The organism is Luteibacter jiangsuensis, from assembly GCF_030812295.1.
GTDB lineage: Bacteria > Pseudomonadota > Gammaproteobacteria > Xanthomonadales > Rhodanobacteraceae > Luteibacter > Luteibacter jiangsuensis_A.
Genome location: NZ_JAUSSK010000004.1, coordinates 352083 through 378965, shown reverse-complemented (window position 1 = coordinate 378965; position 26883 = coordinate 352083). Strand labels below are relative to the sequence as shown.

Genomic DNA, 26883 nt, shown 5'->3' with positions numbered 1-26883 from the left:
GGCGATGCCATGAACCTGCCGGAACTCTGCATCCGCCGGCCCGTGATGACCACCTTGCTGATGGCGGCGCTGGTCATCTTCGGTATCGCGGCCTATCCCAGGCTGCCGGTCAATGAATTGCCCAACGTCGACTTCCCGACGATCAACATCAGCGCGAGCCTTCCGGGCGCCTCGCCCGAGACGATGGCCTCGTCCGTGGCGACACCGCTCGAAGCACAACTGTCCACCGTCGCCGGCATCGATTCGATGACCTCGTCCAGCTCGCTGGGCTCGACCACGATCACGGTCACCTTCGCGCTCGATCGAAGCATCGACGGCGCGGCGCAGGATGTGCAGGCGGCCATTTCCGCCGCGCAGCGCCAGCTGCCGCAGGACATGCCCACCCCGCCGACGTATCGCAAGGTGAATCCGGCCGACGCGCCGATCCTTTTCCTCACCATGCAATCGTCCACGTTGCCGCTGTCCACGGTGGACGACTACGCCGAGACGGAGCTGGCCCAGCGCCTGTCGATGGTCGACGGCGTGGCCCAGGTCAATGTGTACGGATCGCAGAAATACGCCGTGCGTATCGCGGTGGATCCCGACCGGCTCGCCGCCACCGGCATCGGCATCGACCAGATGCGGGCGGCGATCGCCGCGGCCAACGTCAACAAGGCCACGGGTTCGCTCAACGGCAAGCGCCAGTTGCTGTCGATCCGTTCGGATGGCCAATTGATGCGTGCCGCCGACTACGGCCAGGTGGTGGTCGCCTATCGCAACGGTGCACCCGTACGCCTTTCGGATATCGCGGTGCCGCGCGACAGCGTGCAGGACGACCAGAAGGCCAGCTGGTACAACGGCAACCGTTCGATCACCCTGGCGATCCAGCGGCAGCCCGGTGCGAACACGGTCGCGACGGTGGACAAGATCCTGGCCCTGCTGCCCGGCTTTGCCGATACCTTGCCGCCATCGGTGAAATTGAGCGTCATGTACGACCGCTCCGAGTCCATCCGCGACTCGGTGCACGACGTGCAGTTCACCCTGGTGCTCGCGGGTATCCTCGTGGTGCTGGTGATCTACTTGTTCCTGGGCAATGCCTCCGCCACGCTGATTCCGGCCGTGGCGCTGCCTATCTCGGTGCTCGGCACGTTCGGCGCGATGTTCGCGCTCGGCTACAGCCTCGACAATCTTTCCTTGCTGGCGCTCACGCTCGCGGTCGGTTTCGTGGTGGACGACGCGATCGTGATGCTCGAGAACATCATGCGTCATATCGAGCAGGGCGAAGCGCCTTTCGATGCCGCCGTGAAGGGTGCCAACGAGATCGGCTTCACGATCTTCTCGATGACGCTGTCGCTGGTTGCGGTGTTCATTCCGGTGATGTTCATGGGCGGGATCGTGGGCCGCCTGTTCCACGAATTCGCCGTGGTGATCAGCGTGTCGATCCTGATCTCCGGTTTCGTCTCCATCACCCTCACGCCCATGCTGTGCAGCCGCTTCGTCAAGGCGCACGACCATGCGAAACGCAGCTTCATCGTGGTCTGGTTCGACCGCGGGTTCTCGGCCGTGACCACCGGTTACACGCGCTCGCTGGCCTGGTGCATGAGCCACCCGCGCACGGTGGTGGGCGTGTTCGCCCTCAGTCTGGCCGCGACCGCGCTGCTTTTCGTGATCACCCCCAAGGATTTCATCCCCGCGGGGGACAGCGGGCAGCTGCGCGTCACCACCGAAGGCCCGACCGACATATCCTTTGCCGCCATGTCCGCGCGCCAGAAGACGCTTGCCGGCATCGCGATGGCGGACCCGAATATCGAGGCGGTCATGTCCAGCGTCGGTGCGGGCGGCCCTCGTTCCACGGTGAATTCGGGATCGATGCTCCTGCGCCTGAAGGATGCGAGCGATCGCGACGGGACGACGCCGGACGAGATCATCCAGCAGCTCCGGCACAAGTTCGCCGAGGTGCCCGGCATCCGTACCTATATCCAGAATCCCCCGGCGATCCAGATCGGCGGCCGCCAGTCCAAGGCGCAATACCAGTACACGGTGCAGTCGACCGACCTGCATGCGCTGTACGCCTGGTCGGGCACGCTCGTCTCGGCGTTCCAGAAACTGCCCGGCTTCCAGGATGTCACCACCGACCTCGATCTCAACAGCCCGTCGATGGTGGTGACGGTCAATCGCGACAAGCTCGCGCCGCTGGGCCTCACGATGGACCAGGTGCAGACGGCGCTGGGCACCGCGTTCGGCGAGAACCAGATATCCACGATCTACGGGGCCGCCACGCAATACTGGGTGATCCTGCAGGTCGAGCGGAGCATGCAGGACGACCCGGCCGTGCTGTCGAGGCTCTACGTCACCTCGGATAGCGGCAGGCTCATACCGCTCAACACCGTGGCGCGCTTCGAGCGCAAGCCGCAGGTGCTGACGGTGAACCACCAGGGGCAGCTGCCGGCTGTCACGGTGTCGTTCAACCTCGCACCGGGCGTGTCGCTCAGCGACGCGGTGGCGAGCATCGATCGTGCGACCGCGGAGATGAAACTGCCGCCGACCCTGAGCGGCAGCGTGCAGGGCACGGCGCAGGCGTTCCAGGATTCGGTCAAGGGCATGGGCCTGCTCCTGCTGCTGGCCGTGTTCGTGATCTACCTCGTGCTCGGCATCCTCTACGAGAGTTTCATCCACCCTCTCACCATCCTGTCGGGCCTGCCTGCCGCGGCGGTCGGTGCGCTGCTGACGCTGGTGATCTTCAACGCCTCGCTCGACCTGTTCGCCTTCGTCGGCATCATCATGCTGGTGGGCATCGTGAAGAAGAACGCGATCATGATGATCGACTTCGCCCTGGAGCGTCAGCGCGAGGGCGGCGCCACGCCGTTCGACGCGATCTACGAGGCCTGCCGCGTGCGTTTCCGGCCGATCATGATGACCACGATGGCGGCCTTCGCCGGTACGCTGCCGATCGCGCTCGGCATCGGCGCGGGCGCGGAAACCCGACGCCCGCTGGGCCTGGCGGTGGTGGGCGGTCTGGTGGTGTCGCAGATCCTGACGCTCTACCTCACGCCGGTGATCTACCTCTACATGAATCGCCTGCAGGACCGCCTTGCCCCGGCGAAGAAACTGGAAACCCGCCCGGCGCACTGAGAAGCTGTTTCCCGGTGGGAGCCGCTTCAGCGGCGATCCCGCGGCAGCGGGCCAGGGTGAGGCAAGCACCCATCGCCGCTGAAGCGGCTCCCACAGATCCCGGATCAGTCGTGTGCGCCGTCCTTCGCGAAGGCGCCCGGGGCCGAGCCGAAATCACCGTTCGCTTGCGCCGCCATGTATGCGAACGCCGCATACACCGCCACGTTCTGTGCCAGTGCCTTCGGATCGATCTTGTCGAGGGTGTCGTTGGCGTTGTGGTGATAGTCGAAGTAGTCCGTGCCATCCTGCGTGAGCGACAGCGCGGCCATGCCCTTGGCGTGCATCTGCGACAGGTCGGAACCGCCGCCGCCGGGCTTGCTCGCGTCGTAGGCCACGCCGATCGGCTCGATCACCTTGGCGATCTGCTCGATGGCGCCGCGCGCTTCCGGCTTGACGCTGGCGGTCATGCGCCAGATGCGGCCCGCACCGAAGTCGGACTCGGTGCCGAGCTGGAACTTCGAGACTTCCTTCGCATGCGCCTCGGCGTAGGCGCGACCGCCCCACAAGCCCATTTCCTCATTGGCGAAGGCGATCACGCGGATCGTGCGATCCGGGCGCTGCGGCATGTCCTTGATCAGTTTCGCGGCGGCGGCGGCGATCGCCACGCCCGCGCCATCGTCGATGGCGCCGGTGCCGAGATCCCAGGAATCGAGGTGGCCGCCGATCGCGACGACCTGATCCGGATGCTTGCGGCCGGTCACTTCGGCGATGACGTTGGCGCCTTCATACGTGCCCGCGAAGCCGACGTCGAGGTCGAGCTTCAGGGTGACCGGCTTGCCTTCCTTGAGCACGCGCTCGAGCTGGTCCGCGTCGGGTAGCGACAAGGCGGCCGCCGGGATCGCTTCCTTGGGATCCTGGAATCCGGTGACGCCCGTGTGCGGGGTGCGGCTGTGCGGATCGGTACCGGCCGAACGCAACAGGAAGGCGGCGGCACCCATTTTCGCCGCCAGCACCGGTCCGCCTGTGCGCGTGGCCGAGCCCATGCGGTAGTCGTGGCCGTCCTTCTGCTGCTGCATGTGCGTCGAGACGTAGACGATCTTGCCCTTGACCGTCGCGGGGTCGGCCTTCTTGAAAGCGTCCAGGTCGTCGAAGCCGACGACTTCCGCGGTAAGGCCGCCTTGTGGCGTGCCGGCCGAATAACCCAGCGCGGTGAGCAGCAGCGGCTGCGGGAAGGGGGCGACGATTTCGGCGTGCTCGCTACGGCGCTGCCACAACGGATAGCTGACTTTCTCGGTGTATACCTTGTCGAAGCCCATCGCCTTGAACTTGGCCACCGTCCAGGCCACGGCGCGGGCATCGGCGGCGCTGCCAGCCACGCGCGCGCCCACTTCCGTGGTCAGGCCGGAGACGAACTCGTAGCCTGTGTTGTCGTTCATGGCGCGGTCGCGCAGGGCGGTCGCGGCGGCGACAGCCTGCCCGGAAATCGTGGTGGCCTTGTCGGCGGCATGGGCGGAGAAGGCGAGCACGAAGCACGCGGCGAGCGCGTGGAGGCGGAACGTGTGACGCATGAGTGACCCCCGGGGACGGAAAGGTCGATTATGGCCCCGCGACGGGGTGTTCCGGCCTAGGTAGGAAGTCATGCATGGTCAGGCGGCGGACGCCACGCCCGGCAGCGTCACCACCGCGCGCAGTCCGCCTTCCTTGCGATTGCGCAACGTCACGGTGCCGCCATGATCGAGCACGATGGCGCGCACGGTGGCCAGCCCCAGTCCGATACCTCCGGTGTCGCGATTGCGCGATGCCTCCAGGCGAAAGAACGGCGTGAACACGTGTTGCTGCATCGCTTCGGGAATGCCGGGCCCGTCGTCATCCACCTCCAGCACGCAATCGTCGCCGCTGGTGCGCAGGCGAAGGCGGACCCGCTGGCCGTACTTGAGGCCGTTCTCCACCAGGTTCACGACGGCCCGCCGCAGGGCGACCGGGTCGCCTTGCAAGGTGATCGCGGAACCGGGCTGCACGCCCACCTCGTGACCAACGTCCACCAGGTCGTCCGCCACGCTTTCCACCAGCAGGCGGAAATCCAGGGGCTGCCGTTGCACGCCCAGCGAACGGTCGCGGATGAAGTCCAGCGCGGCGGAAATCATCGCCTTCATCTCCTGGATATCGGCGTCGACCTTGTCGCCCAGCGGGCTTGGCAGGCCATCGAGGCGGAACGACAGGCGGGTGAGCGGCGTGCGCAGGTCATGGGCGATGGCGGCGATCATGTGCGTGCGCTCGTGCAGCAGCCGGTTCACCCGGGCCTGCATCGCGTTGAACGCGTCCACCGCCTTGCGCATCTCGGGTGGCCCTTCCCGGGGTACCGGCGGGGCGTGGGTGTCGGCGCCGAGCCTTTGCGCGGCTTCCGCGAAGCGGTCGATCGGCGCGGCCAGGGCACGGGCGAACAGCCAGGCCACCGGCAGCAGCGCCAGGGCACCCAGACCGAACAGCCACAGCAACTCCTGCTGCAACATGTTGGGGAATGCTTCGCGCGGCACGGAAACCACGCGCCATTGGCCATCGTCCTGGCGCAGTCCGATCACGGATCCCGCGCCCAGCATGGCGTGCGTGGGTCCCGGCCGGCGATCGATCGCACTGGCGATGGCGTACACGCGCAGCTTGTCGGTTGGTTGAAGCAGCAGGTCCGACAAGCGTGACGTCAGGCGAGACGAGAGGTTGGCATCGAATTTCGCGGGAGCGGAGGGCGGCTCGGCCTGGGTGGCGATGTCCAGGTCGATGTCACCCGGCGGTGCCACTTCATCGCGTGGCGGGCCCTCGCCGTCGAACGGGTGCATGGCGAAGGGCGGCATCTCCGGCTGCAGCGTGGCGACCACGTCGAACAGGCTGGCCATCGGCGGAGGCGTCGGAGGGCGCACGACCAGCACGGCGAGCCCGATCGCGATAGAGAGCAGCAGGGCGCAGACCGTCATCAGGAAGCTGCGGGCGAAGATCGACAGGCGCGAAAGCGCGATCACAGGCGTGAGACCCTCGGCAGCAGCATATAGCCCTCGTTGCGGATGGTGCGGATCATCTCTTCCTGCGCGCGGTCGTTGAGCTTGCGGCGGAGGCGGCTGATCTGCGTGTCGATGGCGCGGTCGTACACTTCAGCCCGGCCGCCATGGACCAGGTCGAGTAACTGGTCGCGGCTCAGGATGCGCTGGGGGTGCTCCACGAAGGCACGCAACAACGAGAATTCGCCGTCGGAAAGATTGATGAAGATGCCCGTGGGGTCGCGCAGGTCGCGCCGCGTCACGTCCAGGCGCCAGCCGGCGAAGCCGTAGGGCCGGGCATCCTCGGACTTGACCGGCTCCACGCTGCCGGAACGGCGCAGCACGGCCCGCACGCGGGCCAGCAGTTCGCGCGGATTGCAGGGCTTGGCCAGGTAATCGTCCGCGCCCACCTCCAGGCCGATGATCCGGTCGGTGTCGCTGCCCAGGGCGCTCAGGATGATCACCGGTGGGCCATTGCCCGCCGCCAGCCGGCGTGCCGCGCTCAGTCCATCCTCGCCGGGCATCATCACGTCCAGCACGACGAGGTCGGGCCGTTCGCGTTCGATCGCCGCGCTCATCTGGGCAGCGTTCTCGGCCGCCTGCACGCGGTATCCATGACCACCGAGGAAGCTCGTGATCAGGTCGCGCAGTTCGGGATCGTCGTCGACGACGAGGATGAACGACTTCAGGTCCATGGGCATCCGTGGCTAGATACCAGATCAGTCTAAGCGCCGTGTGTCGGCCCGGCAAAAAAGCCGACACGAAGCTGACACACGAGGACAACCGGCGGTGACGCCGGCTCGGTAGCTTGAACGGGCCGTACCGTATATCCCGGAGTTGTGCCTTGTTTTCCAGCCAGTGCGTGTCCTACCCCCCGGTGGCGTCCGATGCCGGGGCGAATCGTGCCCACGCACGGCGGTTCTGGCAGGGTTTCGGGGAAGGGGCGGCCCGGCATGCCATCGCCGCGAGCACATTGGTCGACGGCTATGCCGGGGAGCGGTTGCGACTGGGGGTGTTCCGGCACGCGCCTCATGTACTCACCGACGAAGCATTGCCCCGCGAGCATCGCCAGGCGGTGCTGCTCACCCTCCAGCTCAACGGACACGCCCGGGTGGAGCAGCACGACCGGCGGAGCGAGATCGAGCCGGGCGATTTTTGCCTGATCGACCTGTCCCGGCCGTTCCGGCTCGAGATCGGCCGTTGCACGGTACAGACGGTGCATCTCCCGCTGGCCGTGCTACGCGATGCCGTGCCTCGCCTGGACGAGGTCTCGGCGGTGGGCCTGCATGGGCACCTCAGTTCGGTGGGCTACCTGCGCGTGTTGTACCAGGAGATGTTCGCGCACCCATCGGGACTCACCGAAGCCGTCGCCGACCGGCTTGCCGATGCCATACCGCACATGCTCGCCGCCGCTCTCGAATCCATGGACGTGGCCGCCGCCGCGCCCTCGCGGCTACGTCAGTACCACAAGCGGCAGGTGCGCCTGTTCGCCCGCGAGCATTTGTCCGACCCCGCTTTGTGCGTGGAAATGATCGCCAAGGGCGTGGGCTTGTCGCCCAGCCACCTGTTCGAGTTGTTTTCCGACGACGACATGACCCTGATGCGTTGGGTACGCATGGAACGCCTTGCGCGTTGCCAGCGCGAGCTGGCCGATCCCAGCCTTCGCCATCGCAGCATCGCCCAGGTCGCCCATGCCTGGGGATTCGGTGACATGACCCACTTCAGTCGTTGCTTTCGCGATCGTTTCGGCATGTCTCCCCGCGCCTACCGGCAGACGGCGATATCGGGAACGCGCCCTGTCGTTTCGTACATGGACGTCCATACGTCCAACGAATGATCAAGTTACGAGGCAGTTTCCGCCATATGCGGACGGCTTCTTAACACTAAATTGAGGTTGTGGCTTCACCGCCACTTTTCACCACGTCTTTCACGCGTCACGGACCGGGTGGAGACGGCGCCCCGCCAAGGCGCCGGTCCGGGGACGCCGCACATCCATCTTTCGGGGAGCTTCTCGCTGTGCTGATGAACAAACTGCAATTGATGCGCCTGAGCCGGATCAGCCTCGCGCTGGGCCTGGCGATGACAGGCGCCGGCGCGTATGCGCAGTCCACGACCGGCAGCATCTTCGGCCAGGCACCGGTCGCCGAGGGCGAATCGGTCCAGGTGAAGAGCACGTCCGGCGTGACGCGCGAAGTCGCCGTCGGCGCCGATGGCCGCTACACGGTCGGCTCGCTGCCGCTGGGCACCTATACCGTTTCGCTCGTGCAGGGCGGCAAGGTCGTGGATACGCGCAACGACATCACCCTGCGTGTCGGTTCCGGCACCGAGGTGTCCTTCGCCGCGGCGTCCGGTGCGGACGCCACCAGCCTGAGCTCGGTGACGGTCTCGGCGAACGCCATGCCGGCCATCGACGTGAGCAGCGTCGACGCGCGTACCGTGATCACGTCGCAGCAGCTGGCCAAGCTCCCGCTGGCACGCAGCGCCGAGGCGATCGCCCTGCTGGCCCCCGGCGTCGTTCCGGGTTACAGCGGCTTCACCGGCACCACCACGGGCGGTTCGCTGGTCTCCTTCAGCGGTTCGTCGGTGACCGAGAACGCGTACTACCTCAACGGTTTCAACACGACGGATCCGCTCAGCGGCTTCGGTGGCATCAGCCTGCCGTACGGGGCGATCGACCAGCAGGAAATCCTCAGCGGTGGCTATGGCGCGGCGTACGGCCGTTCCGATGGCGGCGTCATCAGCCAGAGCGGAAAGCGCGGCACCAACGAATGGCACTTCGGTGCGCAGGTGCAGTGGACCCCTGCGTTCGCCAGCGGCGTGAGCCCGGGTTCTTACTATGTTTCGGGCGCCAATGCCGGCAACCTGTATCGCCGCTATTCGGACAACAAGTCGTGGCAAACGACCGAGAGCGCCTATGTGGGTGGCCCGCTGATCAAGGATAAGCTGTTCTTCTTCGCCGCCGTCGAGGGGCAGAAGCAGTCGGGTGACAGCGTCGGCGCGGTGACATCGTCGTATGACACCAAGTACGAGTACCACAACCCGAAGTGGTACTCGAAGATCGACTGGAACATCAACGACAACAACATCCTCGAACTGACAGGGGCGTCGACGAAGACCTCGTACAAGGGCAACCTCTACAACTACGACTACGCCACCAACAGCACCAGCGACCTCAACAGTTTCGACACGTCGACCAAGAACAGCGCATCGGTCTACGTGGCCAAGTTCACCAGCTACATCACCGACGACATCACGCTTACCGCGCTCTACGGCAAGCAGAAGATGACCTATTACAGCGAAACGCCTGGATACGACCCGACGCTGACGTACATCAGCGGGTCGGAGTTCGAGAACCCGGCGATCACCGGCGGCAGCCCGATCGTCAATTCGCAGACCGTTCTGACGGCTGCCGATCCAAGCCACCACGCGACGAGCGACAACCTGCGCCTTGACCTGTCGTGGAAGCTGGGCGATCACACCATCACGGCGGGTATCGACAACCAGAACTCGCATGACATGGACGACGGTGAAACCGGCAGCGCCTGGATCTATGGGTACGGCGACGCCGCCACGGCGATCAGCGACAGCCCGTACGTTGCCGCGCCCAATACGGGGGCGGGTGGCGAGAACGGCTACTACGTGTCCAAGTACCTCTACAGCACGTCGGCGTCGGTGCGCGTGAAGCAGCGTGCACAGTACATCGAGGACAGTTGGCAGGTGGACGATCGCTGGCTGGTGAAGATCGGCCTGCGCAACGACCAGTTCACGAACTACAACCCGGATGGCGATGCCTTCCTGCGCATGACCAAGCCGCAATGGGCGCCGCGCCTCGGCTTCAGCTGGGACGTGAACGGCGACTCCACCCTGAAGGTGTACGGCAACGCGGGCCGCTACTACCTCGCCATGCCGGCCTCCGTGGCACTGCGTGCCGCCGCGGGATCGCTCTATACGAACGAGTACTACACCTACACCGGCATCGACGCGAACGGCAACCCGACGGGTCTTACCCAACTCGCTTCCTCGACCGGTGGAGCGGTGTCGGCCAACAACGAATACGGACAGGCGCCGGATGCGAAGACGGTGGCCGCCAGCGGTATCCAGTCCGAGTACCAGGACGAGTACCTACTCGGCTTCACCCAGCAGATCAACAAGGACTACGTCTGGGGCATGAAGGCGCAGGTACGCAAGCTGCGCAACATCCTCGACGATATCTGCGACACCAACACGATCGCCGCGAAGGCACAATCGCTCGGTTACGATGTCGATGCGACGGCGCTGAACGGTTGCTACCTCTCCAATCCCGGCCGCAGCAACACGTATCGCATTCCCAACAGCTCGGGTGGTTACTACAACGTGACCGTGTCGGCCGACGAATTCGGCATGCCTTCGGCCAAGCGGAACTACTACGGCCTGGAGACCTTCCTCGAGCATCCCTTCGATGGTACCTGGCAGGCGAAGATCGACTACGTCTACTCGAAGAGCTATGGCAATACGGAAGGGCAGGTGCGTTCGGACATCGGCCAGACCGACGTCTCGGCCACCGTCGACTGGGATTTCGGCAAGCTCATGGAGAACTCCAATGGCTTGCTGTCGAACGATCGCAAGCATCAGCTGAAGATCTATGGCTCATGGCAGGCAGCGCCCGAGTGGATGCTTTCGGCGAACATCGCCTTGCTGTCGGGTACGCCGAAGACGTGCCTGGGCTACTACGGCGCGGACGAGAGCAATCCGGTCGGCTACGGCAGCTACTACCACTACTGTGGCGGCGTGGCCTCCGCGCCGGGCGATGCGGGCCGCCAGCCCTGGCAACACATCGTCTCGCTTTCGGCGGAATACCGCCCGATGTGGGCCGGCCAGAAACTTGGCTTCAATGTGATGGTCTATAACGCACTGAACGAGTCGGTGGCCACGGCGACCTACGTGCGCTACGGCAGCTCGACCGCCGTCAACACCAACTACGACCGGGTCACGTACTGGAGCACACCGCGTTACGTGCGCTTCGGCATCAACTACGACTTCTGATCCTCGCCCGACCTTCGCATACCAACAATAAGCGCCCGAGCCTCCCCGGCTCTCCTCCCAGGGCGCAACGATCTCCCCGGATAGGCCGCCGATCTCCCAATCGGCGGCCTCTTTTTTGTGAGCGCGGGAGAGGAGGTGCTGGCAGGGAGTTGTGGTGGGAAGCTCCTGTGGGAGCCGATCTTGTCGGCGATGGGTGCTTGCCTCGACCTGGCCCGCTGCCGCGGGATCGCCGACAAGGTCGGCTCCCACCAGTCACGGGTACCTCCGGCCGGTCAGGGTTTTGCACCGGCGCGGATCGTCGCCTCGTTGATGGCGCGCACCTTGGCTTCGTCGACCTTTTCGACCTTGCGGTCGTAGGTGAAGAGGCCGTTGTGTTCGCCTTCGACGTCGGTGATCTGCGTGTAGACGCTACCGGACACGCCGATGACGGGGCCCTTGTCGCGTAGTACCGCGGTGTTGGCGACGTAGCCTTCGTTCAACGCGGCGTTGTCCTTGACCTCGCCATAGGGGTTGATGGGCGTGTTGGGCCATGTGTGGCCGGGAACGCCGAGGGTGAGGCCGCCGTGTTCACCGTCCATGGATGCGCGGGTGGCGTCGGGGTGGGGCAGGCCGGGTCCCTGGTAGTCGTGCACGTCGTAGACGTCACCGGCCTGCGGATCGCCCTTGGTGTCGCAACAGTTGAGGCCGCTGCGCGCGTTCACCAGGCGTGAAGGATCGAGTTGCTTGACCTGCTTCGCCAGTTCGGCGGCCGCCGGAATGCTCCACTGGCCCCAGCCTTCGTTGAACGGAATCCAGCCGATGATCGAGGTCGTGCCTGCGAGTTGCTCGACGATGGCCGAGACCTCCGTGCGGAAACCGGCCTTGTCCGCCTCGCTGAGTGTGTCGTTGTGGCCGTTCGGCAGCGACGGCATGTCCTGCCACACCATCAGGCCGAGGCGGTCGGCCCAGTAATACCAGCGTGCCGGCTCCACCTTGATGTGCTTGCGGATGGTGTTGAAGCCGAGGTCGCGGGTCTTCTGTATGTCGAACTTGAGTGCCTCGTCGGTGGGGGCGGTGTAGATGCCGTCGGGCCAGTAACCCTGGTCCAGCGTGGCGAGCAGGAAGGTCGGCTTGCCGTTCAACACGATGCGGTTGCGTCCGCCCACTTTCTCGATGGTGATACTGCGCAGGCCGGCATAGCTGGTCACTTCGTCGCGTTGGTCGCCTTGCGCAAGCGTGGCCTTGAATGTGTACAGGAATGGGTCTTGGGGACTCCACGTGCGCGGATGTGCGATGGCCAGGCGCAGCGGCTTGCCTGCCGGCCCACTCGCTTCGCCCACGGGCTCGCCATCCGCAAAGGCCGTGACATGCAGCGTCGCCCCCTTGTCACCGCCATGCAGTTTCGAGTTGACCGTGAAGGCATCCAGGCCGTGTGTGGGAGTGAAATCCAGTTGCGCGAGGCTGGCGGTCGGTACCGGCTCCAACCACACCGACTGCCAGATGCCCGAGGCCGCGGTATAGAAGATCCCTTCGGGCTTCAGCCGCTGCTTGCCCACCATCACGTTGGCGGCGTCCACAGGTGCATGCACGGCTACGACGATTTCCTGCGGACCTCCGGGACGAAGCGCCTGCGTGATGTCCGCACCGAAAGACGTGTAACCGCCTTTATGGCGGGCCACTTCCGATCCGTTGACATACACCGTCGCGTCCTGGGCCACGGCGCCGAAGTTCAGCCGTACGTGCTGGCCGTTCGCGGTGAAGGCGGAGGGGACATCGACCAGCCGACGATAGAACATGAAGTCCGCATGCTGTTGCACACCCGACAACACCGACTCGACCGGGTACGGAACCAGCACCCGATCCTTCAAGGTCTGGCCGAAGGGCGGGGCGGTCCGCTCGTCGGCCGCCGTGTACTGCCACAGTCCGTTGAGGTTCATCCACCGGGGATGGTCCAGCGACGGGCGCGCCAGTTGCGGGCGCGGATACTCGGGCAATGCGTTGTCGGGCGAGACTTCGACTGTCCATGGCGTCGCCAGGGGCGCTTTCTTGCCGCTCCACGTGGCCGCCTGTTCCGGCGCGGGTGCCGTCGCCGCGCCAGCCGGCCCGCTTGTCGACATGGACGGTGGCGCGTCGCGCGGGTCGGTGCCCCAGGTCTTGCTCGGCTCCGGCCCCATCGTGAGTACCAGCGTTGCGCCGTTCTGGATATCCGCATGGCTGAACCAGGGTTTGTTCCATGGCTTGCCGTCGAGCGTGGCGGACTGGATGTACATGTTCCGTGCGGAGTTGTTACGCGCGACGATCTCGAACACCTTGCCGTTGCCCATGCGCAGGCGAACGCGATCGAAGATCGGGCTGCCGATGATGTACTCGGGGCGGGATGGATCGACCGGGTAGAAGCCCATCGCACTGAGCACATACCACGACGATGTCGAGCCCTGGTCATCCATGCCGGGGTAACCGTATCCCGTGGCATCGCTGCCGTACAGGTCGGCGAGGATGCGGCGCGTGAGTGCCTGCGTCTTCCAGGGCTGTCCGCTCCAGGCGTAGAGGTACGCGGCCTGCTGGTCCGGCTGGTTACCCTGCACGTATTGCCCGATCACGCCGGTGCAATCGCGGCAGATGCCTTTCGGCTGGTACGGCGTGTTGAAGAACGTATCGAGCTTGGCGTTGAACGCGTCGCATCCACCCAGCAGGTTCACCAGGCCCTGCACGTCGTGCGGTACCAGCCATAGCGTGGACCAGCCCGAGCCTTCCTTCATCATGAAGTTGTAGTACGGCTCGGCCGGGTCGAACGGCGAGATCCATTTGCCGTCGTCGGTGCGGCCGCGGAAGAAGCCGACCGATGGATCGAATACATTGCGGTAGTTCGCGGCGCGGCGAAGGAACATCGCGGCGTCGTCGTTCTTGCCGAGCCGGCGCGCGACGTCGGCGAGCGCGTGGTCGTCCCAGGCGTATTCCAGCGTGGTGGCGACGCCAGCCTTGCCGCCCGCGTAGGGCGGGCTGGGGTTGCCGGGCGGAACGATGTCGGAGATCCAGCCCTGCTTCACGTACTCGGCCAGGTAGCCACGCGGCCCCTTGGGATCGGTCGCGTTCTTGTGCAGGTATTCGTACGCGGCGGCATAGTCGAAGTCGATACCGCGCTGCCACGCGCCGTCGTAGAGGAACACGGCATGGTCGCCATGGAACGAGGTGTTCATGTAGCCGCGCTCGCGGGCGCGGTCCAGCTCGGAGCGCATGATGTCCTGTATGACCTTCGGCTGGAGCAGCATCAGGAGCGTGATCTGGTTGCGGCCGGTGTCCCAGAACGGCACGGGGCCGTAATGGTCGTAGTCGGCCACCTGGTCATGGCCCTCGGCGTCCGTGAAGTGCTCGCCCTTGCGGGCGATCATGCGTGGGCTGGCAAAGGAGTGATACAGCGTCGAATAGAACAGCATGCGCTGCTTGGGCGTACCGCCGGTCACCTCGACGCGATCGAACAGATCCGCCCACTTCGCCCTGGCTTTCGCATGCACGCGATCGAAGTCCGTGTCGCTGTCCTGCGCCCGAAGCCTCTGGTTGGCCTCTTCCGCGCTGTGACCGTGAGCGATGCGCACCACGACCTGGTCGCCGGTCTTCGTGTCGAAGGTGACATAGGCGCCCGCGTAGTCGCCCGAGACCGTGCGGCGCCCTGCCTGCACGTCTTCGCGTCCGAGGCCTTCACCCGTGTTGGTCACATCGGCGTGGAAGGTGCCGAAGCGGGTGAACGGCCGCGAGAACTCGGCGACGAAGAAGGGGCCGTCGGCGTCCCTGTCCCTGCGCCCGGCGGCGGCGACGCCGCGGAGAATCCGGTCACCCACCACTTCCACGTCGCCACCCTCGCGGCGCAGGTTGACCACGACGTTGGACCGGTGGCTCTCCGGGAAGGTGAAACGCATCAGGCTGGTCCACTGCGTCGCCGTCAGCTCCACCCTGGTGCGGAACGTCGCGAGGTCGACCGCGTAGTAACCCGGCGACGCCTTCTCGGTCGCCTTGTCGTAATACGAGGTCGCATAGTCAGGCGGCACCGTCCAGTCGCCCACGACGGGCATGACCATTGGCGCGCCGCGCGCCCCATAGGTCGAGCCGCCGCCGGTGAAACCGAACATGACGGGACGCCGGTAGTCGTACGCCACCGGCACGCCCGTGGCGAAGCCCAGGTCGGCGTTGATGTTGACCGGCGCCGCCTCGGTGGCGCTCTGCGGAAGGCTGGCGCCGGGCGTCGTCATGCCTGTGTAGGTGGGTTCGCCGGGCGGTGGCGCGTTGCCGAGCAGCACCTGGTTGTCGAGCGAGGCCGTTCCCACCAGGGGGTTGGCGATGTCCACCGGTGCCGCGGAAGACGTCGCGGGCTTGTTGTCTTTCGCCAGCAGGGCGGTCGCCGTGGTCGCGACGAGCATCGACAGCGCGACGGCGAGGGCACGGTGGGGAAAACGTGCCGTGGATGCGTTCATGTGTGATTCCTTCGCTTGGAAAGAAGACGGGGCCGGGCGATGTGCCCGGCCCCGTCGCTTTTTACTTGTTGCTGTCACCACCGAACTTGTAAGTCACGCCCACGTAGTACTGGCGGCCCGGGTACAGCAGCTGCACCAGGCGCGAGCGGGTGTCGCCACCCAGGTAGGTGTGCGGCCTCGCCTTGTTGAAGTTGATGATCGAGGCGGTGACCATGAAGTGCTTGTTGAACTCGTAGTCGCCATTCAGGTCGATCTGGTGATACGGCTGCGCGTAGATCGGCAGGCCGGCGGCCAGACCCTCCATCGTGCGGCCCGTCCAGTTGTCGCTGGCACGCAGCAGCAGGCCGTTCTTTTCATAGAACAGCGAGACGTTCGCCGCGTACTTCGCGCTACCGATCAGTTCGGCCTTGCCGACCTGCGTATCGCCCAGCGACACCGCGGTTTCGTTGGTGTGGTTGAGCGTGTAGTTGGCGATGTAGCCGAAACCCGAGTCCCAGGTGTGCTGCGCGTAGATCTCGATGCCCTTCGATGTACCGGAGCGGCCGTTGGCATTGGTGCTGTACTGCTTGAAATTCGTCTGGGTGCCGCCCACGTTCACGTCGATGTTGTTGACGGTGACAGGCACGACGAAGTTCTTCACCTTCTTCTGGAACAAATCGATACCGACGACGCCGTGCGGCGCGTAGTACCACTCGCCGGCGAGGTCGAACTGGGTGGCGGTGAAGGGCTTCAGGTCGGCGTTGGCGCCGGAGCCGTACCAACCCGGCAGCGGGGCACCGAACTGCTTGCGGTCGTTGTAGTACTCCTGCGTGTTGTTGGTCAGCTGGCCCAGCTGGGCCAGGTCCGTGTAGTTGGCGCGGGCCATCGCCTGGGAGCCGGCGGCACGAAGGACGAAGTCGTCCGCGATCGTCCACGCGATGTTGAAGCTCGGCAGGAGCTTGTTGTAACGCTTGTTGGTCGTCGAGTTGTTGAAGTTCTCGACCACCGCCACCTCGCGCGGCAGGTACTGGAAGTCACCCGGTGCGCACGGGCCACCGCCCGCGTTCACTCCCGAAGCGGGGCAGATCAGGATGTTGCCGCCCGCGTCGTGGTAGTACACCGCGTTGTTGGTGGTGACCTGGTTGGCGACGGTGAGGTCCTGCTTCGTGGTGACGAAGCGCACGCCGACGTTGCCGCGCAGGGTGCCCGTGTCGAAGTTGGCCTGCACATAGGCCGACGCGATCTTCTCGCCGATCGACGACTTGTTCTGCGGCTTGTTGTAGATCGTCCGGTCGTAGGTGTCGTTCAGGTAGTTGTAGTACGCCGGGTAGTTGATGGCCGGGAAGATGCTGTCGCCGTAGGCATGGTTCACGCCATTGAGGTAGTTCGGCAGCAGGAAGTTCGACGGCAGCTGGCCCGCGTTCGGATCGCAGGTCTGGAACTGCAAGGTGGTGCCCTTGCAGTACCAGCGCACTTCGTTGCTCTGCTGCTCGGCATTCGCATCGCTGTACTTCGCGCCGAACTGCAGCGACTGCAACCACGAGGAATCGAACGCCCAGGTGAAGTCCGCCTGCGCGAAGTTCTGCGAGGTGCGGGTGTTCACCATGTTGGAGCCCGTCGAACCGAGATCGACCTGGCCGGCGCCGGACTGCATGTTCTGCAGCACGGACGGGTCGGCCGTGATGCCCGGCTTGCCGCTGAGGTTCCACGCGGCGCCGGTGCTGCCGTTCACCCATTGGCCGTTCACGAAGTTGCGCGGCTTGGCGGCCATGCCCAGTTCGATCGAGGGACCGCCCTTCGCCCAGGTCCGGCCGACGTTGAACGAACCGCTCAGGTCGCCGCCGTTATCCCACTCGCCTTCCAGGTTGAGGGTCTGCGAGGTCGCCTTCTCGACGGAATAGTTGCCGTTGAGCCACGGAATTTCCGTGTTACACACGTCCACTGCCTGGCGGGTGGCGCCCGTGACCGGGTTCACCGTGGAGTTGCAGCCGACGCCGGCCGGCGGGAGCACGTAGTTCGCACCGGTGACGATGGTGCCCGACTTGTCGAAGGTCAGGCCGTTGGGCGCCAGAAGCCGGCCGTTCTGGTCGGCGTAGTTCGTATTGTTCGGCAGGCCCCACTCGGGAATCTCGAGGGTGTTGGTGATCTGGGTCTGCTCGCGTTCGAACCGGAAATAGTTGCCCGTCAGCAGGAAGTGATCGCTCGGCTTGAACTGCATCGTCGCCTGCGCGCCCTTGGTCTTCAGGGTCAGGTCGTTGCGGCTCGTGGCGAACTGCTGCGGCATCCAGAAACCATTGGAGATGTTGCCGGCCTGGTCGACGACGCCGTTGCCCCACAGGTCGATGTTGTTGTTGACCCCGGAGCTGTACGGGTTGCCATGGACATCCACCGGCGGCTGCGTACAGGTCTCGTGGTCCTTGCAGGCGTCCGACCACCAGTGCCAGCTCGAGGCATCCGCCGAATACGTGGTCGCCTGGCGCTTCTGGTAGGCACCGGCGACGAGCACACCGAACGTCTCGTCCTTGTTCTTCCACGACCACAGCGCGGCGCCCTGCGGTTCCGTCTTCGCACTGGTATCCGAGCTCGCGGCGGTGCCGGTGACGAAGCCTTCGTTCGCTCCCATTTCGAGCGGGCGGCGGGTGCGCAGGTCGACGTTGCCACCGATGCCGCCTTCGTCCAGGCGTGCCTCGAGGCTCTTGTAGAGCTTGATGTCCGAGAACATGTTCGCCGGGAACAGCGTGTAGTTGAACGAACGCGTCAGGCTTGCCGAGGTATCGGCCGAGGCGACGTAGTTGCCGTTCAACTGCGTATAGGTCAGTTCCGGCGCGAGGCCGCGGATGCTCACCGTCTTGCCTTCGCCCGATTCACGGCTGATGACCACGCCCGGAACGTGCGCCAGCGCGTCGGCGATGTTCTTCGCGGGGAACTGCGCGATGTTCTGCGCGTTGATGACTTCGACGATGGAGTTGGCTTCGCGCTTGTCCAGCACGTTCTGGTCGATCGACTGGCGGTAGCTCGTGACGACGACCGTTTCGAGATTCGTCGGATTGGGCGATTTCCCGCTCTTTTCCTTGTCGGCTTTCTTTTGCTTGTCGTCCTGCGCCGCTGTCGCGCTATCGGACGTCTGCGCCGGCGAAGACGCCGTCGCGGTGGCTGGCGTGGATGTCTGCGCGAAGGCTTCCGAGGGGATCCCCAGGTAACCGGCAAGCGACAAGGTCGCCGAGGCGAGCGCGGCGTAGAGCGGCTTGCGCTTGAGCATATATGGCAGGTAAGTCATTTTTTTCTATGTCCCCTCAGTGATGCGCCCGTATGGATTCGGCGCGGTACTCCCCCGTTGGATCACTGCTACGTGTGCGGTTTATCGATGCACGCGTGGTCCTCCTCTTGTCGATTGGATCGATCTAAATTTTTGGCGTGCCACGAACGTCGGCGCGTCGGCCGTGGATGGGCGAACTCAGGAAGTCGCTACGGCAGAAGCCTGTCGCGAAGGGTGTGTGCGGAGCGGGGCCTGGTGATGCTCGCGGCCCGTCGTGGGGATGCAGCCAGCTGTGCGGCGCGCGGTTCGGACATGATGAAAATGCGAGCGGTTATCGGTTTCACGTCACGACTCCCCATTCGTTCGATAGTCTCGCGGGAGGCAGCAACACGCGGACGGCGCGCACGCGCACGTCACGGTGCTTCCCCACCCCGTCCCAGGTCCGCGTCCTTCGTAGCCGTGGCACGGCTCGACGCACGCTGAACTTGGATCGATCTAATTTCCCCTGGGGCGCAAATTAAGACGCTGAAGTCGGACGTGTCACGCTGCACCGCAAAAAGTCGCGGCGTGACCGAGCACCGGAAGATCGATGCAGGGCATACCTTTCACCGGGCTAACCCCATGATGTTCGCTGTGTTTGAGGCTCAGAGGGCGTGACGTCGGGCTCGGCTTCGCCATCGTGGTGGCTTTTGCGTCGAGGCGTGGGGGGAGCCGCCGGGTGCCGTCCTCTTCGCTAAGTCCTCGTCCGGCCTTCGCCTCCCTGCGGAATCGCTCTGAGAACGGCACCCGACGACTCCCCCCCAAACGACGCGGTGGGTTGATCGACGAGCAGCGCGAGGGTGCTCGGCCGCACGGTTTTTTTAGGTGGGAGCCGACCCTGTCGGCGATGGATGCTTGCGAAAACCTGTCACACCGCGTAACGCCGAGGGCGTATCGCGTAGGCGAAAAGCGTCGAGGCAACATGGCACCACGCTTTTCACAACAATCCCCGTCACGAGCCGGAGGGGAATCGTCGGGCGTCGCCCTGGGAGCGATTCCGCAGGGAGGCGTAGGCCGGACGAGGACTTAGCGACCAGGGCGACGCCCGACGGCTCCCCCACCTCGAGCCACCCCTTATGGCCGCTGTTGCGACTTCAGCAGGTCGCGGATCTCGGTGAGCAGGGCCACGTCGGCCGGGGGTGCCGCCGGGGCTTCCTCTTCGCGGCGGCTGAGGCGGTTGATCGCCTTGACCACGAGGAAGATCGCGAAGGCGATGATGATGAACTGGATCAGGACGTTGATGAAGACGCCGTACTGCACGGCGACTTCGGCCGTCTTCGTCGCTGCATCGGCGGGTTTCAGCACCCATTTCCAGTCGGAGAAGTCGATGCCGCCGATGGCCCAGCCGATGGGCGGCATGATGATGTTGTCGACCAGCGACGTGACGATCTTTCCGAACGCGGCGCCGATCACGACACCGACGGCGAGGTCGACCACGTTACCGCGCAATGCGAATTTCTTGAACTCCGCAACGAAACTCATCGGTCCTTCTCCTCATGGCATGGCAATAAACATTCGCGACGTCAGACCACGCGCCCTTCGAGCGTGGCGATGCCTTCCAGCGTGGCGCGGAAGCGGTCGCCGCGCTGGAGGGCGGCGACGCCCGCCGGCGTGCCCGTATAGACGATATCACCGGCTTTCAATTCGAACAGCCTGGACAGGGCGCTGAGTATTTCCGGCACGTCGAGCACCATGTCGGCGAGCGTGGCCTGCTGGCGTGTTTCGCCGTTGATCTCCAGGGCGATGCGCGTGTCGGGCAAGGGCTTGGCTTCGCTGGCGGGAACCAGGGCGGAAACGGGTGCGGAATGGTCGAAGCCCTTCGCCACGTCCCACGGTGCGCCCTTGGCCTTGGCTTGCGCCTGCAGGTCGCGGCGGGTGAGGTCCAGCCCCACGCCATAACCCCAGACCAGTGCACGTGCCTCGTCGACGGAGAGATCCGATCCACCCGCACCCAGGGCCACCACCAATTCCACTTCATGGTGGAGATCGTTCGTGGCGGACGGGTAGGGCACATCGGCGCCGTCGGTGACGAGGGCGTCCGCGGGCTTGGTGAAGAACATCGGGTTCGCCTTGTCGACCGAGGCGCCCATTTCACGCGCGTGGTCGGCGTAGTTGCGGCCGATGCAGAAGACACGACGGACCGGGAAGCGCTCGGCGCGGCCGGCGACGGGGATGCTCGGCTGGGCCGGCGGTGGAATGACGGTATTCATCCGCCAAGCGTATCAGGTGACACCTGTCACGACAGATGACTGATGGCCGAAAGTGGTGCACGTTCCGCGCGACTCGCATGATCTTGCTGGGGCGGCGGGCATGCGCTCGAATCTCACGGGGACCCTGGGGACGATGAATTCGAACAAGGAGCTGCTCCGGCAGCTGAAGATCGACAGATCGCAGAAGGAGCCGCATGGCGGCGGCAGCGCGGGGATGCGCAGCGCGCTGGTCGTGGTGGCCGTGCTGGTCCTCGTGCTCGCCGCGGCCGGAGGTGCCTGGGTGTTCCTCGCCCACCGGCCCGTGGAGGTGCGCACCGCCACGGCCGTCTCGTCCAGCGCCGGAACGGAGGCGGGGGCGGTATTGCAGGCTACCGGCTACGTCACCGCCCGGCGGCAGGCGACCGTGTCGGCACAGATCACCGGCACCCTTGTCGAGGTACTGATCGAGGAAGGCGACCGGGTGAAGAAGGGCCAGGTGCTGGCCCGGCTCGAAGACAACGCCCTGCGCGCCAGCCTGGAGTCGGCCCGCGCCAACGCGGCGGCGGCGCACGCCAACGTGGCCCAGACCCAGGCCCAGCTCGACCAGTCGTTGCGCGATGCAGACCGGCAGGAAGCGCTTGTCGGTCGCGGACTGGTGTCCAGGCAGTTGGCCGAGCAGAGCCGCACCCAGGCCCATACCCTCCGCGCCCAGCTCAATACGGTACGCCGACAGGCCGATGCGGCCGAGGCGCAGGTGGCCGTGGGCCAGGTGAACCTCGACTACACGGTGATCCGAGCGCCCTTCGATGGCGTGATCACCGACAAGGCGGCCCAGGTGGGCGAGATCGTCTCGCCGCTGTCGGCGGGAGGCGGCTTCACCCGCACGGGCGTGGGCACGATCGTCGACATGGATTCGCTGGAGATCGATGTCGACGTCAACGAGGCCTATATCGGCCGCGTGCAGCCGGACATGCCCGCCGAGGCCGTGCTGGACGCCTATCCGGACTGGCGCATTCCGGCGCATGTGATCGCCATCGTGCCCGCCGCCGATCGCGGCAAGGCCACGGTGAAGGTTCGCGTGGCGCTGGAAAACAAGGACGCACGCATCGTGCCCGACATGGGTGTCCGCGTGTCGTTCCTCGAACGCCGTGCCCCCGCGCAGTCGAGTGCGCCCATAGGCGTGCTCGTGCCCACGGCGGCGATCGTCAGCCGTGACGGCCACGAGGTCGTCTACACGGTCGCCGATGGCAAGGCCGTCCGTCGCCAGGTGACGGCAGCGAAGCAGGGCGCCGGCGACCTTCGCCTGGTGGCCGATGGCGTGGCCGCCGGCGACACCGTGATCGTTTCTCCTCCCGATGCGCTCGCCGACGGCGCCGCCGTTCGCGTCGCCACCCAGACACCTTGATACGCACGGAGACATAGCGATGGCCACCCTGATCGACATCCAGGATCTTTCCAAGGTCTACGAGCGCGGCCGGCAGAAGGTCGAAGTGCTGCATGGCGTGAACCTGCGCATCGAGGAAGGCGACTTCCTCGCCCTGATGGGCCCGTCCGGTTCCGGCAAGACCACCCTGCTGAACCTGATCGGCGGCCTGGACACGCCCACGGGCGGCAGCATCGCCGTGGCTGGCGACCGCATCGACCAGTTGGGCTCCGGCGCGCTGGCGAAATGGCGGGCCGCCCACGTCGGTTTCGTCTTCCAGTTCTACAACCTCATGCCGATGCTGAGTGCGCAACGCAACGTCGAGCTGCCACTGCTGCTGACGAAGCTGTCTGGCGCGCAGCGCAAGCAGAATGCCGCGATCGCGTTGCAGCTGGTCGGCCTCGCCGACCGGGCGACGCACAAGCCTTCCGAGCTTTCCGGCGGACAGCAGCAGCGCGTAGCGATCGCGCGCGCCATCGTCTCGGACCCCACCCTGCTGGTCTGCGACGAACCGACGGGCGATCTCGATCGCCAATCCGCCGAGGAAATCCTGGGATTGCTGCGCGAACTCAACCGTGAGCACGGCAAGACCATCGTGATGGTGACCCACGATCCCAAGGCCGCCGAATACGCCAACCATACCCTGCATCTCGACAAGGGCACCCTCGTCGAACAGACCGTGGCCTGACGCGGAGGATGCCGGCATGAAATACCTGCACCTCATCTGGGCCGCGCTGTTCCGGCGCAAGGCCCGGACTTTCTTCACGCTGATCTCGATCCTCGCCGCGTTCCTTCTGTTCGGCATGCTCGATGCGACGCGTGCGGCGTTTTCCTCGGGCGGCAGCGTGATCGGCGTCGACCGCCTCATCACCACCTCGCGCTATTCCATCATCCAGTCGCTTCCGGCCAGCCTCGCCACGCGCATGCAGGCCGTCCCCGGCGTGAAGTCGGTGGGTCATGCCAACTGGTTCGGCGGCATCTACCAGGACCCGAAGAACTTCGTGCTCAGTTTCGCGGTGAGCGACAACTACCTCGATATCTACCACGAGATCGTGCTTCCGCCGGAGCAGCGCAAGGCGTACGAGGCGACACGAACCGGTGCGATCGTGGGCGAGGCGTTGGCGAAGCGCTTCGGCTGGAAGGTGGGCGACAAGGTTCCGCTGCAATCCACGATCTTCCCGCAGCGCAATGGCGACAAGACCTGGCCGTTCGACATCGTCGGCATCTACACGCCGGCCAAGGGCGCGGCGAACGGCACCGACCAGCAGTTCTTCTTCCACCACAAGTATTTCGAGGATGCGAACGCGTTCCAGAGCGTCGGCACCACCGTGGGCTGGTACGTGGTGAAGCTGACCTCGGCCGACCAGGCGGATCGCGTGGCCAAGGCCATCGATGCCTTGTCGGCCAACTCGGACCATGAAACCAAGACGCAGACGGAGCAGGCGTTCAATGCCTCGTTCGCCAAGCAGCTGGGCGATATCGGCCTGATCGTCTCGGCGATCATGGGCGCGGTGTTCTTCACCCTGATCCTGCTCACCGGCAACACCATGGCGCAGGCGGTCCGCGAACGGACCAACGAACTCGCGGTGTTGAAGACGATCGGCTTCTCCAGCCGCAGTGTGCTTTGCATGGTGCTGGCGGAGGGCGTGTTGCTGCTCGTGCTCGGCGGTGTACTGGGGCTCGCGCTGGCCGGCGTGCTCGTGCCGATCGTGGCGAAGGGCAGCGGGGGCATGCTCAACCTGCCGCCGATCGGCATGCAGACCTGGATACTCGGCATCGTCCTGATGCTGGTCATCGGTGCGCTCGTCGGCTTGTTGCCCGCCATCCGCGCCATGCGCCTCAACATTGTCGATGCGCTCGCCGGGCGCTGAGGGAACACACGATGAAATCCGCAAAGAAATTCGGTGCCGGCGTCCTCACGTTGCTGGTGATCGCGGTCTTTCTCGCCGTATGGATCGCCCTGCCGTGGCCGGGCATCGTGGCGCTGGCGGTGGTACTCGCACTGTGGATGGCGCTGACCCGCCGCGGCCGGCAGACCTGGGAGGTGACCAAGGTGGGCCTGGCGACGGTCACCCAGCGGCTGGGTTCGTCGTCGGTCGTCGTCGTGGGCATCGCCGGCGTGGTCGGCGTGCTGGTGGCGATGCTGGCCATGAGCGAAGGCTTCGCCGAAACGTTGCGCTCCACGGGCAACGAGCACACCGCGATCGTCCTTCGCGGCGGTTCGCAGGCGGAACTCAATTCGATCCTCGATCGCGACAGCGCGAACGTGGTGATCCAGGCGCCGGGTGTGAAGAAGGATGCGAAGGGCAGGCCGATCGCTTCCGGCGAACTGGTGGTCGTGGCGAACCTGCCACGCAAGGGCGATCCCGCCAGCGACTCGAACGTACCCATCCGTGGCGTGAGCGAGGACGTCTGGAACCTGCGCGACCAGGTGAAGATCGTCGAGGGCCGTAAGTTCCAGCCGGGGCTGCGCGAGTTGATCGTCGGCAAGGGCGCCAAGGCGCAGTTCGAAGGCCTCGATGTCGGCAAGTCCATTCGGCTTGCCGGGCAGACATGGACCATCGTCGGCGCCTTCGAATCGAAGGACGCCCTGGAGTCGGAACTATGGGGTGACACGCAGAGTGTCGCCTCGGCCTATCGCCGGGGCAGCAGCGTGCAATCGGTGACCGTGCTGCTCGACTCGCCCAAGGCGTTCGATGCATTCAAGGCCGCGCTGGTGGCGGACCCTCGCTTGAAGGTGGATGTCTCGACGACTCGCGAGTACTTCGGCAAGCAGTCCGAAGGGCTGACCAAGGTGCTGCGCGCGGTCGGCATCACGGTGGGCGTCATCATGGCGATCGGCGCGGTATTCGGCGCGCTCAACACGATGTTCGCCGCCATCCAGGCGCGCGCCCGCGAGATCGCCACGCTTCGGGCCATCGGCTTCCGAGGCGTGCCCGTGGTGGTATCGGTGATGCTGGAGACGATGCTGCTGGCGCTGCTTGGTGGCATCGTCGGTGCGGGCATCGTGTGGATCGTCTTCAACGGCTACACCGCGTCCACACTGGGGGCGAACTTCAGCCAGGTGGTCTTTCGTTTCCACGTCAGTGGCGAACTCCTGTGGACGGGCATCAAGTGGGCCCTGGCCATCGGGTTCATCGGTGGACTGTTCCCAGCCCTGCGTGCGGCACGGGTGCCGGTGACGACGGCGTTGAGGGAGTTGTAGCCTCGCCGGGCGTGCCTTCCCGGAAGGGTTGGCACGCCGCCAGCGCGGCGATGCCGATGCCGAACACCGTCGTCATGCGCGCCATCCACCATCGAAGCCTGCGCGAGCAGGCGAAGCGCGCCGATCCGGCCCCAGCCATCGTATCTCTCCCACGAACGAGGAGGGCAGCCTAGGGAGTCGTATCTCGCATGGACATCGAAGGATTCTGAAAAACACCCGCTGCCGGGCCGTCTTGCGACCTGCGTCACATTCCCATGCAAGCGCCCGCGCTCAGGCCTTGCGCACGCGCATCATCGTGATGATGCCCACGCCGACCAGGATGATCGCCATGCCGCCGAGGTCGAACGGACCCACGTGCTCGCCGGCCATCGCCACGCCGAACAACACGGCCACCGGCGGATTCACGTACGCATAGCTCGTTGCGAGAGCGGGGCGGACGGTCTTGAGCACGTAAAGATAGGCACTGAAGGCGATGATCGAACCGAACACCGCGAGGTAGGCGAGGGCGGCCGTGGCGCCGGTTTCCGGGTGCGCCGGAAAGCGTTCGCCGTGCAGCAGCGCGATGATCGTCAGCGAGACGCTGGCGCACAGCATCTGCGCGGCGGTGTTCATCGGTCCCTTCGGCATGTCCTGCCGCTTCGACCACACGGAACCGAACGCCCAGGCCATCGCCGCGCAGATCAGTGCGATGGCGCCGAGCGGCGAGCCGGAAAGACCCGCGCCCAGGTTCAGCACGATCACGCCGACGAAGCCGAGCAGCAGGCCGGCGGTTTCGCCGCGTGTGGGCCACTCGCGATAGATGCCGCCGAACAGCGCGGCGAACAGCGGCATGCTCGCCACCGCCACGGCGGCGATGCCGGAGCTGACCGTCTGTTCGGCGAAGCAGACCAGGCCGTTGCCGCCGGCGAGCAGCAGGGTGCCGACGATGGCCGCGTTCTTCCACTGGCGCGTGGTGGGCAGCGCGGCCCCACGCAGGCGGAGCACGGCGAAGAGCAACACCCCGGCCACGGCGAAGCGAATGGCGGCCAGCAGGAACGGCGGGTAGCTCACCAGCGCATAGCGGATGGCGAGGTAGGTCGAGCCCCAGATCACGTAGAGCGCGAACAGCGACAGCGGCACCATCCAGCGTGGATCGCTGAGGGCGGAGGCGGGAGCTTGGCTGGTGCTACAGGCGGCGTCTGACATGCGGGGGGATCCAGGGCGGGAGCG

General features: G+C 65.5%; 15 protein-coding genes. 7 read left to right on the top strand and 8 right to left on the bottom strand.

The features are described from left to right. Window positions 1-9: 9 nt before the first annotated feature. Window positions 10-3111 carry an efflux RND transporter permease subunit gene (locus J2T07_RS15465; RefSeq protein WP_306851001.1) on the top strand — a complete coding sequence of 1034 codons (3102 nt, stop codon included), beginning with the start codon at window positions 10-12 and terminating at the stop codon, window positions 3109-3111. A gap of 104 nt (window positions 3112-3215) precedes the next feature. Here J2T07_RS15465 and J2T07_RS15460 read toward each other — a convergent pair whose 3' ends face one another. The 3 genes from J2T07_RS15460 to J2T07_RS15450 all read right to left on the bottom strand — a co-directional run bounded on the left by J2T07_RS15460 (window position 3216) and on the right by J2T07_RS15450 (window position 6811). After that, window positions 3216-4658 (bottom strand): M20/M25/M40 family metallo-hydrolase, encoded by a 1443-nt coding sequence (locus J2T07_RS15460; RefSeq protein ID WP_306851000.1) that lies wholly within the window; start codon window positions 4656-4658, stop codon window positions 3216-3218. 78 nt (window positions 4659-4736) lie between these two features. Beyond that, on the bottom strand, window positions 4737-6101 hold the full coding sequence (locus J2T07_RS15455) for an ATP-binding protein (protein WP_430539368.1): 1365 nt from the start codon (window positions 6099-6101) through the stop codon (window positions 4737-4739). Continuing rightward, window positions 6098-6811, bottom strand: coding sequence for a response regulator (locus tag J2T07_RS15450; protein ID WP_306850999.1), 714 nt, complete (start codon window positions 6809-6811; stop codon window positions 6098-6100). The genes J2T07_RS15455 and J2T07_RS15450 overlap by 4 nt, the downstream gene beginning before the upstream one ends. A gap of 149 nt (window positions 6812-6960) precedes the next feature. On the opposite strand from J2T07_RS15450, the gene J2T07_RS15445 reads away from it, so the two are divergent. Further along, complete coding sequence (locus tag J2T07_RS15445; RefSeq protein WP_306850998.1) at window positions 6961-7953, top strand: helix-turn-helix domain-containing protein; 993 nt, start codon at window positions 6961-6963, stop codon at window positions 7951-7953. A gap of 185 nt (window positions 7954-8138) precedes the next feature. Next, window positions 8139-11138, top strand: a complete 3000-nt coding sequence (locus J2T07_RS15440; RefSeq protein WP_306851254.1) for a TonB-dependent receptor — start codon at window positions 8139-8141, stop codon at window positions 11136-11138. 272 nt (window positions 11139-11410) lie between these two features. Here J2T07_RS15440 and J2T07_RS15435 read toward each other — a convergent pair whose 3' ends face one another. The 4 genes from J2T07_RS15435 to J2T07_RS15420 all read right to left on the bottom strand — a co-directional run bounded on the left by J2T07_RS15435 (window position 11411) and on the right by J2T07_RS15420 (window position 21067). Then, on the bottom strand, window positions 11411-15583 hold the full coding sequence (locus J2T07_RS15435; RefSeq protein WP_306850997.1) for a GH92 family glycosyl hydrolase: 4173 nt from the start codon (window positions 15581-15583) through the stop codon (window positions 11411-11413). Between the two features lie 61 nt (window positions 15584-15644). Beyond that, window positions 15645-18839, bottom strand: a complete 3195-nt coding sequence (locus J2T07_RS15430; RefSeq protein ID WP_306850996.1) for a TonB-dependent receptor — start codon at window positions 18837-18839, stop codon at window positions 15645-15647. Window positions 18840-19931: 1092 nt separating this feature from the next. Beyond that, window positions 19932-20339 carry a large-conductance mechanosensitive channel protein MscL gene (mscL, locus tag J2T07_RS15425; protein ID WP_306850995.1) on the bottom strand — a complete coding sequence of 136 codons (408 nt, stop codon included), beginning with the start codon at window positions 20337-20339 and terminating at the stop codon, window positions 19932-19934. 41 nt (window positions 20340-20380) lie between these two features. Beyond that, complete coding sequence (locus tag J2T07_RS15420) at window positions 20381-21067, bottom strand: fumarylacetoacetate hydrolase family protein (RefSeq protein WP_306850994.1); 687 nt, start codon at window positions 21065-21067, stop codon at window positions 20381-20383. A gap of 133 nt (window positions 21068-21200) precedes the next feature. Between J2T07_RS15420 and J2T07_RS15415 the strand changes: the two genes are divergently transcribed. From J2T07_RS15415 to J2T07_RS15400, 4 genes are read left to right on the top strand one after another with little or no spacing between them, the layout of a single operon-like run. Continuing rightward, on the top strand, window positions 21201-22451 hold the full coding sequence (locus J2T07_RS15415) for an efflux RND transporter periplasmic adaptor subunit (RefSeq protein ID WP_306850993.1): 1251 nt from the start codon (window positions 21201-21203) through the stop codon (window positions 22449-22451). A gap of 19 nt (window positions 22452-22470) precedes the next feature. Next, on the top strand, window positions 22471-23157 hold the full coding sequence (locus J2T07_RS15410; protein ID WP_306850992.1) for an ABC transporter ATP-binding protein: 687 nt from the start codon (window positions 22471-22473) through the stop codon (window positions 23155-23157). A 16-nt stretch (window positions 23158-23173) separates the two neighbouring features. Then, the gene (locus tag J2T07_RS15405) at window positions 23174-24340 is read left to right on the top strand and encodes an ABC transporter permease (protein WP_306850991.1); all 1167 of its coding nucleotides are present in this window, start codon (window positions 23174-23176) and stop codon (window positions 24338-24340) included. Window positions 24341-24351: 11 nt separating this feature from the next. Continuing rightward, a complete protein-coding gene (locus J2T07_RS15400) occupies window positions 24352-25674 on the top strand; it encodes an ABC transporter permease (protein WP_306850990.1) in 1323 nt (440 codons plus the stop codon). 270 nt (window positions 25675-25944) lie between these two features. Here the strand turns inward: J2T07_RS15400 and yedA are convergent, their stop codons facing one another. Then, window positions 25945-26859, bottom strand: coding sequence for a drug/metabolite exporter YedA (gene yedA, locus J2T07_RS15395; RefSeq protein ID WP_306850989.1), 915 nt, complete (start codon window positions 26857-26859; stop codon window positions 25945-25947). Window positions 26860-26883: the final 24 nt, after the last annotated feature.

Bases quoted from the DNA above. Each gene is read 5' to 3' on its own strand.
- mscL (WP_306850995.1), bottom strand. From the start codon at position 20,339: ATGAGTTTCGTTGCGGAGTTCAAGAAATTCGCATTGCGCGGTAACGTG.
- J2T07_RS15460 (WP_306851000.1), bottom strand. From the start codon at position 4,658: ATGCGTCACACGTTCCGCCTCCACGCGCTCGCCGCGTGCTTCGTGCTC.
- J2T07_RS15440 (WP_306851254.1), top strand. From the start codon at position 8,139: ATGAACAAACTGCAATTGATGCGCCTGAGCCGGATCAGCCTCGCGCTG.
- J2T07_RS15435 (WP_306850997.1), bottom strand. From the start codon at position 15,583: ATGAACGCATCCACGGCACGTTTTCCCCACCGTGCCCTCGCCGTCGCG.
- J2T07_RS15405 (WP_306850991.1), top strand. From the start codon at position 23,174: ATGAAATACCTGCACCTCATCTGGGCCGCGCTGTTCCGGCGCAAGGCC.
- J2T07_RS15410 (WP_306850992.1), top strand. From the start codon at position 22,471: ATGGCCACCCTGATCGACATCCAGGATCTTTCCAAGGTCTACGAGCGC.
- J2T07_RS15415 (WP_306850993.1), top strand. From the start codon at position 21,201: ATGAATTCGAACAAGGAGCTGCTCCGGCAGCTGAAGATCGACAGATCG.
- J2T07_RS15430 (WP_306850996.1), bottom strand. From the start codon at position 18,839: ATGACTTACCTGCCATATATGCTCAAGCGCAAGCCGCTCTACGCCGCG.
- J2T07_RS15450 (WP_306850999.1), bottom strand. From the start codon at position 6,811: ATGGACCTGAAGTCGTTCATCCTCGTCGTCGACGACGATCCCGAACTG.
- J2T07_RS15400 (WP_306850990.1), top strand. From the start codon at position 24,352: ATGAAATCCGCAAAGAAATTCGGTGCCGGCGTCCTCACGTTGCTGGTG.
- J2T07_RS15420 (WP_306850994.1), bottom strand. From the start codon at position 21,067: ATGAATACCGTCATTCCACCGCCGGCCCAGCCGAGCATCCCCGTCGCC.
- yedA (WP_306850989.1), bottom strand. From the start codon at position 26,859: ATGTCAGACGCCGCCTGTAGCACCAGCCAAGCTCCCGCCTCCGCCCTC.
- J2T07_RS15465 (WP_306851001.1), top strand. From the start codon at position 10: ATGAACCTGCCGGAACTCTGCATCCGCCGGCCCGTGATGACCACCTTG.